Origin of the sequence: Neorhizobium sp. 2083 (assembly GCF_031455615.1) — a bacterium.
In the GTDB taxonomy this organism is placed as follows: Bacteria; Pseudomonadota; Alphaproteobacteria; order Rhizobiales; family Rhizobiaceae; genus Neorhizobium.
The window spans coordinates 680,331-693,517 of record NZ_JAVDTC010000003.1 but is presented as its reverse complement, the minus strand read 5'-3'; the positions used below and the strand labels follow the sequence as shown (position 1 = coordinate 693,517).

The window sequence follows — 13,187 nt, the reverse complement described above, 5'->3', positions numbered from 1 at the left end:
CGTCCAAGGGAATGCCCGGACATGCAGGAGGTTTTCGATGAACAATACGGCAAGCGGCTGGATCAACGGCTTCGTTGGCATTTTGATCTTCAGTGGATCGCTTCCCGCCACCCGCATTGCCGTTGCGGATTTCGATCCGCTGTTCCTGACGGTGGCCCGCGCCACGATCGCCGGCCTCTTGGCACTCTGCCTGCTGCTGGCGTTTCGCGAAAAGCGTCCGGCCCGGCCCGACCTTCTGCCGCTTGCGGTCGTCTCGCTCGGCGTCGTCATCGGCTTTCCGCTGCTGACGGCCCTTGCGCTGAAGCACATCACTTCTGCGCACTCGGTCGTATTTGTTGGCCTCCTGCCGCTTGCGACGGCGATCTTTGGAGTAATCCGGGGCGGAGAGCGTCCGAGGCCCGTCTTCTGGTTCTTCTCCTGCGTCGGCAGTGCGATCGTTGCCGGCTTCGCGCTGTTTCAGGAAGAGGCTGCTTCCTCGGTCGGCGATCTGCTGATGCTGGGGGCGATCGTCGCCTGCGGGCTCGGCTATGCCGAAGGGGCGCGCCTGTCGCGCAGGCTTGGCGGCTGGCAGGTCATCTCCTGGGCGCTGGTGCTCTCCCTGCCCGTCATGCTCACCCTGTCGATCGCCGTCCGTCCGTCCTTGCTTCCTGATCTCGGCAGCACGTCCTGGTTTGGCCTTGCCTATGTCTCGCTGTTCAGCATGCTGATCGGCTTCGTCTTCTGGTATCGCGGCTTGGCACTCGGCGGCATTGCCGGGGTGGGCCAGCTGCAGCTTCTCCAACCCTTTTTCAGCCTCACGCTGGCCGCCGCACTCCTGGGAGAAAAGGTCAGCCTCGGCATGTTCGCAGCGACGCTTGCGGTAGTTGCCTGCGTCGCGGGCGCCAAAAGATTTGCGCGTTAATCCGGCACAGATCGGCTCCGCCGTTCACGAAATCGGGAACCAAACGCGCATCGAGGCATTGTCCGCCTGCAGAAGGAGGAAGCAATCATGACTTTTGATCCCAATGACAGAAAGTTCGAGACCCGTGATCCGGACCTCCGGGCAACGGAAGTCCGCAGCAGTAGCAGCTCTTCGTGGGTGCCGTGGGTAGCCGTGATCGCCGTCATTCTGGTCGGCGCATTCGTTTGGTCACAGATGGGTGGTTCCTCGACCGACCCGCAGACCACGTCTTCGACCAATCCGCCGGTAACCGACAATTCGAAGTCGTCTCCGGCTCCGATGACCCCGGCAGCACCGCCGGCCAACAACGCCACCCCGGCAGCTCCGCCGGCTGGAGGCGCAACCGGCGGCACCGGCACGCAGCCGTAAGCCCTGCGCTCGAGATAGAGACAAAAAGCCGCCTGCTCTTCGCGCAGGCGGCTTTTTCATTGAAAAATCACCCGGGGCTACTTCGCCCGTCGGGTTCGATTATTCGCCCGGATCAACCGGCTGAGCTGGCACGGTCTCGTCCGGCGCTGCCTGCGGCCAACGCTGCAGTGCTTGCCGTCCGATATCGGTCAGCCCATAGACACCCTTGTCGATACGCTCGAACCAGCCGTAATAGTTTGCCCGCAATATCGCGCCGGCGGTGGCTGCCGCCTCTTTCAGATCGCGCGGACGAAGCGGCCCGCCAGCAAGCGCCGAAGCGCAGGCGAGCGCCTGCTGGCGGTAGGCGGTCATGACGGGGATCTTGGTGCTGCCGCCGACGGCCGGATCGCCGCGCCGCTTGCGATGTTCCTTGACAAGCCGGGTCCGCCGCTTCGGATTGGTGCGCGGCATCGGCGAGACGGAACTGACCAGAACGCTCACCTCTCCCTGATCCGAAACGCCGAGCATGCCGATCCCGAGCCGGCGGCAGAGATCGCGATATCGCCTGTCCGCCTCGCGCCCTCTCCCCCTTGCCGAAACCCGGGCGGCGATCCAGACCTCGTCCGAAACCCCTGCCCTGTCCACCGCCTGCAGGATCAGTTCGAGATTGAAGGTCAGCTTGAGTTCGCAGATGACGACGACCGGCGGATCCGCTTCGCTCAGCCCCACCAGATCGCAACCGCCGACCTCCCCCTTCACCTCGTATCCGAAGCTTTCGAGAAAGGTTTTGACGGGAAGATAAAGTGAGGTTTCCATGCGGTCCGGCGGCCGTGAATCAGTCGGCAGATATTATCACATCATCCCCACCTGCGCCGCGTGCAGCCGGGTATAGGCGCCGCGCCTGGCGATCAGGTCCTGGTGGGTACCTTGTTCGAGGATGCCGTGCCCGTCGATGACGACGATTCGATCGGCGCCCTTTATGGTGGCGAGACGGTGGGCGATGATCAGGGTGGTGCGGCCCTGCGAGAGTTCGGCGAGCGAGCGCTGGATGGCGCGCTCCGTCTCCGTATCGAGCGCCGAGGTCGCCTCGTCCAGGATCAGGATCGGCGGGTTCTTCAGGAACATGCGGGCGATCGCGACGCGCTGCTTCTGGCCACCCGACAGCTTGACGCCGCGCTCGCCGATCACCGTATCGAGACCTTCCGGCAGGCCGGCAAGCATTTCCTCCAGCCGGGCACGGCGTGCCGCCTCGAGAATATCGGCTTCGCTTGCTCCGAGACGACCGTAGGCGATGTTTTCGCGGATCGTGCCGCCGAACAGGAAGACGTCCTGCTGGACGATGCCGATCTGCTGGCGCAGCGATACCTTTGTCATCCGGCGGATATCGATGCCGTCGATGGTGATGTTCCCGCCACCGATCTCGTAGAAACGCGGCAGGAGCGAACAGATCGTCGTCTTGCCGGCACCCGAGGGGCCGACGAAAGCGATCGTCTCGCCGGCACGGATCGAGAGGTTGACGTTTTGGAGCACGGGCTTGTCCGGGCTGTAACCGAACGAGACGTTCTCATAGGCGATCTCGCCCTTGAGGTGATCGACATCGATCGCGTCGGGCGCGTCGGCAATATCCGGCTCCGTGTCGATCAGTTCGGTGAAGCGGCGGAAACCGGCAATGCCCTTCGGATAGGTCTCGATCACCGAGTTGATCTTCTCCACGGGGCGGAAGAACACGCCGACCAGAAGCAGGAAGCCGATGAACCCGCCGGCGGTCAGGGCGCCCGAAAGCACGAAATAGGCACCGGCGATCATTACCACCATCTGGGTCAGCCGCATGCTCATGTAGCTCAGCGAACTGCTGGCCGCCATCAGCTTGTAGGCCTCGAGCTTGACGCGCCGGTAGTTCTGGTTGTCCTGTTCGAAAAGCTTGCGTTCGTGGCTTTCGTTGGCGAAGGCCTGTACGACGCGGATGCCGCCGACATTCTCCTCGATACGGGCGTTGAAATCCCCAACGCGCTGGAACAGCCGGCGGAAGTTGTGGGTCATGCGACCGCCGAAATGGCTAGTGACCCAGGCCGTCAGCGGAACGACGACGGCGGTGATCAGCGCCAGCTGCCAGTTGACCGAGAACATCAGGGCAAGCGCCCCGATGAAGGTCATGATGGCGATGAACAGATCCTCCGGCCCGTGATGGGCGACTTCGCCGATCTCTTCCAGGTCCTTGGTGAGCCGACCGACGATATGACCGGTCTTCTGGTTGTCGAAATAGCTGAACGAAAGTTTCTGCAGGTGGTTGAAGGCGGCGCGGCGCATATCCGTCTCGATATTGATGCCAAGCATGTGGCCCCAATAGGTGACGACCGCCATCAGGCCGGTATTGATCGCATAGATGACCAGAAGTGCTGCCGAGGCGAGCAGGATCAGCAGCCATTCCTGGCTGAGCAGCAGCCGGTCGACGAACAGCTTCACCGCCATCGGAAAGCCGAGTTCGAGCACGCCGGATACGATCGCGCAGCCGAAATCGAGGATGAACAGACCGCGATAGGGACGATAATAGGCGAAGAAACGGCGAAGCATCGGACACTCTGTGAAAATCAATAGATGAGCAACAGGAGCAAGTTTTAGAACCGCTTAACCGGGTTCTCCGGCGAGGTAAACCATCGTTCTCGTGTCGCCGGCATAATGGATGTGACGACAAATATCAGGCGCGGCGGCTGCGCAACAGGGTGCGGGCGGAAGTATGCGGTTCAGCCAGCTGATCGGCCTCCAGCGAGGCAAACAGCCAGTCGATGAACACCCGCACGATCGGCGCCGAACGCATGGCCGCACGGCAGGCGACGTAAAAGGCGTCGTTGGCCGGAACGCTGAGGTCGAAGGGCACGACCAGTTCGCCGCGGGCGATTAGCTTGCTGGCTGTGATCGTGTCGCCGAGCGCTATTCCCTGCCCGTGCAGCGCCGCCTCCGTCGAAAACCGGGCGTCGCCCATGAAATATTGTTGCCGGCGCGGCAGGTCGACGGCGTCCGCTGCGGAAAGCCAGGTGTTCCATTCGCGCCCGTCCGCATCGCCATGCAGGAGGATATGGTCTTCCAGGTCGCGCACCGAGCGCAGCGGCCGGCTGTTGAGCAGAGTGGGGCTCGCCACCGGAAAGAGCTGCAGGTTGCTCCAGAGCCGCGTCCAGGCATCCGGCCAGTTACCGTCGCCATAAAGGACGGCGACATCGACATCCGAGGAATGCAGCACGGCGGGATCGTTGGAAGCGGAAAGCTTCAGCCGCACGTCCGGAAACTGCTCGGTGAAGGAATTGAGGCGCGGCACGATCCAGAAAGAGAGTAGAGCCGGCACGCAGGTGATCGACAGTTCACCTGACGTCGCCGGCCGTTTCATCTGCGCGGTCGCGGCGGCGATCTCGCCGAAGGCCTGGCTGACTGCGGGCAGGAGGAGTGCACCCTCCGAGGTGAGCTTTAGTCGTTTGGCGCCCCGCTCGAACAGAGAGACCTTCAGCGACCCCTCGAGCGCCTTGATCTGGTGGCTGACGGCGCCATGGGTGACGTTGAGCTCCCGTGCCGCCGCCGAAACCGAGCCGCGGCGGGCCGTCGCCTCGAAGGCGCGCAACGGGTTGAGGGGTGGCAGGCGGTTGGTCATCTTGGTCCCCAGATCGATCGTTGGATTGATCTTAAGTGTGAGTTTTTCTCACAATGACAGCTAGAACAATCTCAATTGCTTTTCCACCCGCACCTGACGGATAATGATGAAAACAAGGGCGGGAAGCCCCGGCGGAACAAAAATTAGGCTGCATGTAAGCAGTTCTGCAGACAGGTGAGGCGGTCATGACATTCGACGCGAAGAAGCTCGGCGAACTGCGCGCAAAATATCTCGACAGCCCCGGCGGCGAGATCTTCGATCCGAAATTCAAGAAGGTCGGCGAGAAGATCTTCGACAAATCCGGCACCCGCGTTGCACCCTACGCCGGAATTCCGACGCTCCTCGATGCGCCCTACAGGCCGCTCCCCGCGGAAAACCCGGATTTCGGCGACCTGCAGGTGGCGATGATCGGCATGCCGATGGATCTCGGCGTTACCAACCGGCCGGGTTCGCGCTTCGGGCCGCGGGCATTGCGCGCCATCGAGCGCGTCGGCCCCTACAATCATGTGATGGAATGCGCGCCAACCCATGAACTGCGGGTGGCCGATATCGGCGACGTGGCCTTCCGCAGCCGCTACCGGCTGGAAATGAGCCATGACGACATCGAAAAGCGCGTGGGCCAGATCGTCGATGCAGGCGTGCTGCCGCTTTCGGTCGGCGGCGACCACTCGATCACCCATCCGATCCTGAAGGCGGTCGGCAAGAAGCGGCCGGTCGGTATGATCCATATCGACGCCCATTGCGACACGAGCGGCTTTTTCGACGAGACCAAGTTCCACCATGGCGGGCCGTTCCGCAACGCGGTCCTGGACGGTGTGCTCGACCCGACCCGTACAATCCAGATCGGCATCCGTGGCGCGGCCGAATATCTCTGGGAGTTCTCCTACGAATCCGGCATGACCGTCATCCATGCGGAGGAAGTGACCGGCATGGGCATTCCGGCTATCATCGAAAAGGCGAAGAAGATCGTCGGCGACGGCCCGACCTATGTCTCCTTCGATATCGACAGCCTCGATCCGAGTTTTGCACCCGGTACCGGCACGCCGGAGATCGGCGGACTCACCACCCGTGAAGTCCTCGAACTGATCCGCGGCCTCAAGGGCATCAACATCGTTGGCGGCGACGTGGTCGAGGTCGCGCCGCAATATGACGCGACCAACAACACCGCCCATGCGGGCGCCCAGATATTGTTCGAAATTTTGAGCCTGATGGTCTTCAGCCCTTCCGTGAAGGGCCGCGACTGACATAAACTGCAGACAACAAGGGAACGCGCCAGCCGGCGAAGCACCGGCGGGCCCAAAAAAACAAAGGAGAAAATCATGCGTGACATTCTGAACGCCAAACTCGGCCGCCGGAGCGTGCTCGGCGCCGGCCTGGCGGGCGCTTCCATGCTGGCCATGCCCTCGGTGCTGCGCGCCCAGGACAAGTCGCTCAAGGTCGGCGTCTATGGCGGCTTCTTCAAGGATTCGTTCGATAAGAACATCTTCCCGGACTTCACCAAGGCGACGGGCATCGCCATCGAATCCGTCGCCGAGCCGACCGGCGAAGCCTGGCTGGTGCAGCTCGAACAGGCCGCCAAGGCGGGTGCCGCTCCGGCCGACATCTCGATGATGTCGCAGGTCGCGATGCTGAAGGGCCAGTCGACCAACCTCTGGGCGCCGCTCGATCTCGGCAAGATCCCGAACTCCAAGAACCTCATCGAGCGTTTCGTCAACAAGTATCCAGACGGCAAGGTCGCCGGCATCGGCGCCGTTTCCTGGTACATCACGCTGGTGACCAATACGCAGGTCTACAAGGAGGCCCCGACCTCCTGGGCCGCTCTTTGGGACAAGGCGAATGCCGACAAGCTCGGTCTTTTGGCGCTGGTCTCCAACTCCTTCCTGCTCGAAGTGACGGCGAAGACCTTCATGGGCGGCACCAAGGCGCTCGACACCGAGGAAGGCATCATCAAGGCGCTCGAAAAGCTCTCCGAAGTAAAGCCGAACGTCCGCCTCTGGTACCGTGACGAAGCACAGTTCGAACAGGCGCTGAAGTCCGGCGAAATCCCGATGGGCCAGTATTATCACGACGTCACCGGCCTTGCTGCCTCGCAGGGCAGCCCGGTGCGCTCGACCTTCCCGAAGGAAGGCGGCATCCAAGACTCCGGCTGCTGGGCGCTGTCGCGCGCTTCGAAGAAGACCGAGGAAGCGCATACGTTCATCAACTACATGTGCCAGCCGGCGATCCAGGCGACCCTGTCGCGCAAGGTCGGCACCTCGCCGACCGTCAAGCGTGACCTGCTCGACCTCACAGCGGAAGAATTCGCTTCGGTCTCCTCGGACATCGATCCGATCATTCCGCGCTACGATCTCTACCAGACCAAGTCCGACTTCCTGAACCAGAAGTGGACGGAGATGATCGCGGGTTGATCGTAGATTGGCGTTCAAAGGCTGCCCCTCACCCTAACCCTCTCCCCGCTCGCGGGGAAAGGGGACGTGCCCAACGCCAAGTTTGCGATAACCGAGACAGTGCGGCATATTCCTTCTCCCCGCGAGCGGGGAGAAGGTGGGGGCAGCCGGATGAGGGGCACTAGCCCCGCCAGAGAAGCGCGGAGACCGAATGTCCGGATTGAACCTCAGCCACGTGACGAAGCAGTTCGGCACCTTTACCGCCGTCAACGACGTGAGTCTGTCGGTGCCCGACGGCACATTCGTCTGCCTGCTCGGCCCTTCCGGCTGCGGCAAGACCACGCTGATGCGGATGATTGCCGGCCTCGACCTGCCGACCGGCGGTTCGATCGAGCTCGCCGGCGCCGATATCACGAAGGTGCCGACCCACAAGCGCGACCTCGGCATGGTCTTCCAGTCGCTGGCGCTTTTCCCGCATCTGACGGTCGGCGAGAACATCGCCTACTCGTTGCGCATCCGCGGTGTTGCGAAAGACGTGCAGAAGAAGCGTGTTGATGAACTGCTGGCGATGATCCACCTGCCGGGTTTCGCAGACCGCTCCGTGGCAAAGCTCTCCGGCGGCCAGCGGCAGCGCGTGGCGATCGCCCGCGCGCTTGCGATCTCGCCAAAGCTTTTCCTGCTCGACGAGCCGCTTTCGGCGCTCGACGCGAAACTGCGCGAGGCGATGCAGGTGGAACTGCGCCAATTGCAGCAGCGGCTCGGCATCACCACCATCGTCGTCACCCATGACCAGCGGGAGGCGATGACCATGGCCGATACGGTCGTCGTCATGAACGGCGGCGAAATCCGCCAGGCGGCCCCGCCGGTCGATATCTACCGTCGCCCGGCCGACAGTTTCGTCGCCGATTTCATCGGCCAGACCAACCTCCTGCCGGTCGTTCCCGACGGCGCCGGCCGCGCCAGCGTGCTCGGCGAAGTGGTCGAGGGTATCGCGCTCCCCGCTGGCGCTGCAAAAGGCACGCTGTCGGTGCGGCCGGAAGATGTGCAACTGACCGCCCCCGGCCATGGCGCGATTTCCGGCACCGTCACCTTCATCCGCGATCTGGGCGGCGCCATTGAAACCTTCGTGGAGGCGGGCGGCACTCAGGTGATCGCAGTGTGCTCCCCGCGCAATCGGCCGGATGTCTCGGTCGGCCAGAGTGTCGGCATCCGGCTTGATCCAGCCACCAGCGTGGTGCTCGCCAGATGAGACGCGAACCGCCGCAGCGTCTTGCCCATTACGGTCCGCTTTTCTTCCCGGCGGGCATGCTGACCGTGTTCTTCGTGGTGCCATTCGCCACGATGATCGCCGTATCCTTCTTTCAGCGGCAACAGGGCGGCTTTTATACGCCCGCCTTCGTCTTCGACAATTACGCCCGTTTCCTCAGCCTGTTCTTCGGCAAGGTTCTGGGCTTCTCGCTGTTTCTGGCCGTCGCGGTCGCCGTCGCCTGCGTGGTGATCGGCATTCCCTTCACCTACCTGCTCTCCCGCTCGGCGCGAAAGATCCAGATCGTCTGGCTGGTGGCATTGCTCTCCATCCTGTCGCTGTCGGAAGTGATGATCGGCTTTGCCTGGTCGACGCTGTTTTCCCGCACCGCCGGCATCACCAACCTGTTCGTCTGGCTGGGGTTGATGGCGCAGGCCCAGGCGCTGACCCCAAGTTTCGGCGCGGTCATGACCGCCATGACCTACCAGGCCTTCCCCTACACGGTGCTCGTCCTCTATCCGGCGCTGGTGCGCCTCGACCCGACGCTGACGGAAGCGGCGCGCACGCTCGGCGCTTCGCCGGTCAAGGCCTTCTTCACCGTCGTCGTGCCGGCCCTGCGCAACACCATCCTGGCGACGCTGATCATGGTGTTCATCTTCGCGCTCGGCTCCTACCTGCTGCCGCAGCTTCTCGGCAGGCCGCAGCACTGGACGCTCTCGGTGCTGATCACCGACCAGGCGATCTACCAGTCGAACATGCCGTTCGCAGCCGCCATGGCCGTTTTCCTCGTGCTGGTGTCGCTGGCGCTGGTGGGCCTGGCGCTTTATGCCGGACAGCAGAGGCAAGCAAAATGACCGCATTACGCCGCCTGTTCTTTGTCGTCGTTGGCCTGTTCCTGGCTTTGCCGCTGATCGTCGTCGCCGGCGTCTCGATCAATGCGCGCCAGACGCTCGCCTTCCCGCCGCAGGGTTTCTCGCTCTCCTGGTACGGCCAGATTTTCACCAATGCCGAATGGCGCAACGCGCTGATCGCCTCGCTGACGCTTGCCGCCTCCTCGGCCTTGCTGGCCCTGCTGATCGCCCTGCCGCTCGCCTGGTTTTTGTGGCGGCGCATCGCGCCCTGGGCGAACATTTTTCAGCTTCTCGGCGTGGCACCCTTCACCCTGCCGCCGGTGATCACGGCGCTCGGGCTTCTCACCTTCTGGGCGACGACCGGCTTCTACGGCCAGGCCTGGACGGCGGTGATCAGCCACGGCATCTTCTTCGTCACCCTGCCGCTGGTGACCCTGTCGCTCGGCTTTTCGGCGATCGACCGCTCACTGGTGGAAGCGGCCGCCACCATGGGCGCCGACGACCGGGTGGTGTTCCGCACCGTCGTGCTGCCGCTGATCCTGCCCTATCTCGTTTCCGGTTACGCCTTCGCCTTCGTTCTGTCGCTGAACGAATATATCGTTGCCTACATGACCGTCGGCTTCACCATGGAAACCCTGCCGATCAAGATCTTCAACGCGTTGCGCTACGGCTATACGCCGACCATGGCCGCGGTGACGGTACTGTTCCTGGTGATCGCGGCGGTCGTCTTCGGTCTCGTTGCTCGCTTCGGCGACCTGCCGAAATTGCTCGGAGCCATGTCGGACGAGCGTTAAGGGAATAAGCCCATGAAGATCGCCGGTTTCCAGATGCAGCCCGTCGTCGGTGACGTCGAGGCCAATCTCGCCAAGATCGAAGCGGCAGCCGAACAGGCCGTTGCCAAGGGCGCCGCTCTGTTGATCGCCCCGGAACTGGCGCTGACCGGTTATGGCGCGGCGGAAAAGTTTCCCGATCTCGCCACACCTGCGCACGGCCCGGTAACTGACCGACTGTCGGAGATCGCCGCGAAACATGGTCTGGCGATCGTCGCAGGTTTTGCCGAAAAGGCCTTCGAAAACACCTTCAACAGCGCCTTCTTCACCGACGGCAGGGGCCAGACGGCGGTCTACCGCAAATGCAATCTCTACGGTCCCTATGAGCGGAAATGGTTTCGTCAAGAGGACCGTCGCCAGGTTCTGGTGACGCTCGGCGGCATGAGGATCGGTTTCCTGATCTGCTACGATGTCGAGTTTCCGGAAAACGTCCGGCAGCTGGCGAAGGGCGGCGCCGATCTCGTGGTCGTGCCGACGGCGCTTCCGACCGGCTGGTCCGGGGCCTTCATCGCCGAGCACATGATCAAGGTCCGTGCTTTCGAGAATCAGGTTTTTGTCGCCTATATCAATCACAGCGGCGCCGACGGCCTGTTTTCCTATGCCGGCTTGTCCAGGATTGCGGCGCCGGACGGCAAGCTGGTTGCGGAAGCGCCCGCCGAGGGCGAGGCCCTGATCATCGCCGAGGTCGATCCCGCCGCCTACCTCCAGTCGCGGGCGGAAAACACCTATCTCTCCGATCTCGTCTGATTTCCAGGCCGTAAAGCCTCCCTCTTCCCTGTCCATACGACCTTAGCAAATCGCCATTTCTTTGATAATGTTGTACGGCATTCGGCGTATCGCGGTCCGGGGGGAGGCATGACACGTATATTCCGGGCGCCGGCCTTCTATATTCAAGGCCCGGGAGCCCTCAGCCAGCTTGGAGAAAAGGCAGCGACGCTCGGCCGTTCGGTCGTGGCGATCTGCGATTCGGCCGTGCTTCCCCTTGTCGAAAGGGATCTGGTCGAGACGCTGAGCCGGCAGGACATTTCACCGACCGTCATCCCCTTCGATGCGGACGTCACCCACAAGGAAATGGACCGATTGGCCGAACTGGCGCGCGCCAAGGGCGGTGAAGTGGTGGTCGGCATCGGCGGCGGTCGCACTCTGGATGTCGCCAAGGGTGTCTCGCGCCGCACCGGCCTGCCCTTCGTCAGCGTGCCGACGGTCGCCTCCACGGATGCGCCGTCGACCCGCGGCATCGTCATCTACGACGACCAGCACACGATGATCGCTGTCGAGCAGATGGACGAGAACCCCGCCTTCGTGATCGTCGATACGGCGATCATCGCAAAGGCCCCTGCCCGGCTGCTGCTCGGCGGCATCGGCGATGCGCTGACGGCGAAATTCGAGACGGAAGGCGCCTGGAAGGGCACCGGCCTCTCAAAGCAGGGCACGCGGCCATTGAAGACAGGTGTGATGCTCGGCGATATCTGCTACCGCATGCTGCTCGAACACGCGCCGGGCGCCATGCGGGTGGCTGGCACCGGGGACGTGACACCGGATCTCGAAGCCGTCGTCGAAGCGATCCTCTGGCTCAGCGCCGTCGCGTTCGAAAATACCGGTCTCTCCATCGCCCATGCCGTTGCGACCGAACTCGGTGCGATCGAGCCGGTTCGGAAACACTCCCTGCATGGCGAACATGCCGCCTATGGCACACTGGTGCAGGCCCTCGCCGAGGGCCGCTCGGAAGACGAACTCGAGACGCTGTTTTCCTTCTATGACGAGATCGGCATGCCGCGCCGGCTTTCTGCGCTCGGTCTGCCGGAAGCCGGCGAGGCGGCGATCGACAGGCTTGCCGCCCGATGCGCAAAAAGCCCCTTCCTGGTCAATCAGGAGCGGATGCTCGACGCGAACGACCTCGCCGCCGCCTTCCGGGCTGTGGAAAACTACGCTTAAAGTAGGCTCGACCTGCTGCAAATATAAATATAATTGTCTGGGAACACAGGGGATTTAGGATGCCGTCAGATAAGGCCAAGGCGCCGGAGGAGTGGACCCAGCGCCGCATTCAGTCGATCGAGGTCGGCTTCCAGGTCATCCGCGCGATGGAAGCGGCCAACGGCCCGCTGCCGCTGCGCGATATCGCCGCCGCAGCCGGCATGCCGCCCAGCAAGGCGCATCTCTATCTCGTCAGTTTCGTCAAGGAGGGCGTCGCCTTCCAGGATCCGGTCACAGGCCATTACGGGCTTGGCCGTTTCGCGATCCAACTCGGCCTGTCGGCTATCCGCCAGCTCGATGTGGTCGAATTCGCGCGTGAGGAACTCGCAGCACTGCAGCGCACCGCCGGTTTCGCCACCTATCTTTCCCTCTGGGGCGATCGCGGCCCGGGCATCGTCTCCAAGGTGGATGGCGAGCGGCAGGGCTCGCTTGCCGTGCGCCTCGGCTACGTGCTCCCGCTTCTGACCTCGGCGACCGGTCAGGTCTTCCTCAGCTATCTCGACGAGAGCGAGACCATGGCGGTGCGCCAGGACGAGATCGCCGCAGCCAAGCGAGATGCGGCGGACGACAAGGCCTCGCTTGCGCCACGCATCACAACCGCCAAGGACATCCAGACCATCATCGAGACCGTGCGCAAGCAGGGGCATGCGATGACCGTCAACAGCATCAACTCAAGTTTCGCGGCCATCGCCGCACCCGTCTTCGACTATAGTGGCCGGATCGTCGCGACCATGACCGTGCTCGGCTCGGACAAACAGCTCGCCGGCCCCCGCAAGAAACCGACTATCGAAGCTCTGCTGGCCGCCGCGCATCGGCTTTCCGAACGGCTCGGGGCGCCGGGCCGGGGGACGAAGAGAGAGGACGACGATACGCCGCCTGTGGCACCGAAGCCGACGCGGGCGAAGAGCGCCGCGGGGCGGTAATCAATTAAGGCGGGAAACTTCATTCTCTGCAAGAAAACCCCTCCCGCCTGC

13 protein-coding genes are annotated in these 13,187 nt (G+C 63.1%); 10 read left to right on the top strand and 3 right to left on the bottom strand.

Annotated features, from left to right (window positions below):
* The first annotated feature begins 37 nt into the window (after positions 1-37).
* The gene (locus J2X76_RS15990) at positions 38-901 is read left to right on the top strand and encodes a DMT family transporter (RefSeq protein WP_310217922.1); all 864 of its coding nucleotides are present in this window, start codon (positions 38-40) and stop codon (positions 899-901) included.
* 87 nt (positions 902-988) lie between these two features.
* Complete coding sequence (locus J2X76_RS15985; RefSeq protein WP_113127795.1) at positions 989-1,309, top strand: hypothetical protein; 321 nt, start codon at positions 989-991, stop codon at positions 1,307-1,309.
* A gap of 99 nt (positions 1,310-1,408) precedes the next feature.
* On the opposite strand, the gene J2X76_RS15980 is transcribed toward J2X76_RS15985, so the two are convergent.
* From J2X76_RS15980 to gcvA, 3 genes are all read right to left on the bottom strand, one after another.
* Positions 1,409-2,104 carry a DUF2161 family putative PD-(D/E)XK-type phosphodiesterase gene (locus J2X76_RS15980; RefSeq protein WP_310217918.1) on the bottom strand — a complete coding sequence of 232 codons (696 nt, stop codon included), beginning with the start codon at positions 2,102-2,104 and terminating at the stop codon, positions 1,409-1,411.
* A 36-nt stretch (positions 2,105-2,140) separates the two neighbouring features.
* Complete coding sequence (locus J2X76_RS15975; RefSeq protein WP_310217917.1) at positions 2,141-3,859, bottom strand: ABC transporter ATP-binding protein; 1,719 nt, start codon at positions 3,857-3,859, stop codon at positions 2,141-2,143.
* A gap of 124 nt (positions 3,860-3,983) precedes the next feature.
* Positions 3,984-4,925, bottom strand: a complete 942-nt coding sequence (gene gcvA, locus J2X76_RS15970; RefSeq protein ID WP_310217914.1) for a transcriptional regulator GcvA — start codon at positions 4,923-4,925, stop codon at positions 3,984-3,986.
* Between the two features lie 185 nt (positions 4,926-5,110).
* On the opposite strand from gcvA, the gene speB reads away from it, so the two are divergent.
* From speB to J2X76_RS15930, 8 genes are all read left to right on the top strand, one after another.
* The gene (gene speB / locus J2X76_RS15965; protein ID WP_113127791.1) at positions 5,111-6,169 is read left to right on the top strand and encodes an agmatinase; all 1,059 of its coding nucleotides are present in this window, start codon (positions 5,111-5,113) and stop codon (positions 6,167-6,169) included.
* A gap of 75 nt (positions 6,170-6,244) precedes the next feature.
* Positions 6,245-7,333: an ABC transporter substrate-binding protein gene (locus tag J2X76_RS15960; protein WP_310217911.1), complete on the top strand. Its 1,089-nt coding sequence runs from the start codon at positions 6,245-6,247 to the stop codon at positions 7,331-7,333.
* A 190-nt stretch (positions 7,334-7,523) separates the two neighbouring features.
* On the top strand, positions 7,524-8,561 hold the full coding sequence (locus J2X76_RS15955; RefSeq protein ID WP_310217909.1) for an ABC transporter ATP-binding protein: 1,038 nt from the start codon (positions 7,524-7,526) through the stop codon (positions 8,559-8,561).
* Positions 8,558-9,412 carry an ABC transporter permease gene (locus tag J2X76_RS15950; protein WP_113283209.1) on the top strand — a complete coding sequence of 285 codons (855 nt, stop codon included), beginning with the start codon at positions 8,558-8,560 and terminating at the stop codon, positions 9,410-9,412. Before J2X76_RS15955 ends, J2X76_RS15950 begins: the two co-directional genes overlap by 4 nt.
* Positions 9,409-10,203, top strand: coding sequence for an ABC transporter permease (locus J2X76_RS15945; RefSeq protein WP_310217906.1), 795 nt, complete (start codon positions 9,409-9,411; stop codon positions 10,201-10,203). Before J2X76_RS15950 ends, J2X76_RS15945 begins: the two co-directional genes overlap by 4 nt.
* A 12-nt stretch (positions 10,204-10,215) precedes the next feature.
* Complete coding sequence (locus J2X76_RS15940; protein ID WP_310217904.1) at positions 10,216-10,986, top strand: carbon-nitrogen hydrolase family protein; 771 nt, start codon at positions 10,216-10,218, stop codon at positions 10,984-10,986.
* Positions 10,987-11,094: 108 nt separating this feature from the next.
* Complete coding sequence (locus J2X76_RS15935; protein WP_310217902.1) at positions 11,095-12,174, top strand: iron-containing alcohol dehydrogenase; 1,080 nt, start codon at positions 11,095-11,097, stop codon at positions 12,172-12,174.
* 59 nt (positions 12,175-12,233) lie between these two features.
* Positions 12,234-13,136, top strand: coding sequence for an IclR family transcriptional regulator (locus J2X76_RS15930; RefSeq protein WP_310217900.1), 903 nt, complete (start codon positions 12,234-12,236; stop codon positions 13,134-13,136).
* Positions 13,137-13,187 lie beyond the last annotated feature (51 nt).

Excerpts from the sequence above, each read along its gene's own strand:
- J2X76_RS15990 (WP_310217922.1), top strand. The coding sequence starts at position 38 with ATGAACAATACGGCAAGCGGCTGGATCAACGGCTTCGTTGGCATTTTG.
- J2X76_RS15940 (WP_310217904.1), top strand. The coding sequence starts at position 10,216 with ATGAAGATCGCCGGTTTCCAGATGCAGCCCGTCGTCGGTGACGTCGAG.
- J2X76_RS15935 (WP_310217902.1), top strand. The coding sequence starts at position 11,095 with ATGACACGTATATTCCGGGCGCCGGCCTTCTATATTCAAGGCCCGGGA.
- J2X76_RS15945 (WP_310217906.1), top strand. The coding sequence starts at position 9,409 with ATGACCGCATTACGCCGCCTGTTCTTTGTCGTCGTTGGCCTGTTCCTG.
- speB (WP_113127791.1), top strand. The coding sequence starts at position 5,111 with ATGACATTCGACGCGAAGAAGCTCGGCGAACTGCGCGCAAAATATCTC.
- J2X76_RS15985 (WP_113127795.1), top strand. The coding sequence starts at position 989 with ATGACTTTTGATCCCAATGACAGAAAGTTCGAGACCCGTGATCCGGAC.
- J2X76_RS15975 (WP_310217917.1), bottom strand. The coding sequence starts at position 3,859 with ATGCTTCGCCGTTTCTTCGCCTATTATCGTCCCTATCGCGGTCTGTTC.
- J2X76_RS15980 (WP_310217918.1), bottom strand. The coding sequence starts at position 2,104 with ATGGAAACCTCACTTTATCTTCCCGTCAAAACCTTTCTCGAAAGCTTC.
- J2X76_RS15950 (WP_113283209.1), top strand. The coding sequence starts at position 8,558 with ATGAGACGCGAACCGCCGCAGCGTCTTGCCCATTACGGTCCGCTTTTC.
- J2X76_RS15930 (WP_310217900.1), top strand. The coding sequence starts at position 12,234 with ATGCCGTCAGATAAGGCCAAGGCGCCGGAGGAGTGGACCCAGCGCCGC.
- J2X76_RS15960 (WP_310217911.1), top strand. The coding sequence starts at position 6,245 with ATGCGTGACATTCTGAACGCCAAACTCGGCCGCCGGAGCGTGCTCGGC.
- gcvA (WP_310217914.1), bottom strand. The coding sequence starts at position 4,925 with ATGACCAACCGCCTGCCACCCCTCAACCCGTTGCGCGCCTTCGAGGCG.
- J2X76_RS15955 (WP_310217909.1), top strand. The coding sequence starts at position 7,524 with ATGTCCGGATTGAACCTCAGCCACGTGACGAAGCAGTTCGGCACCTTT.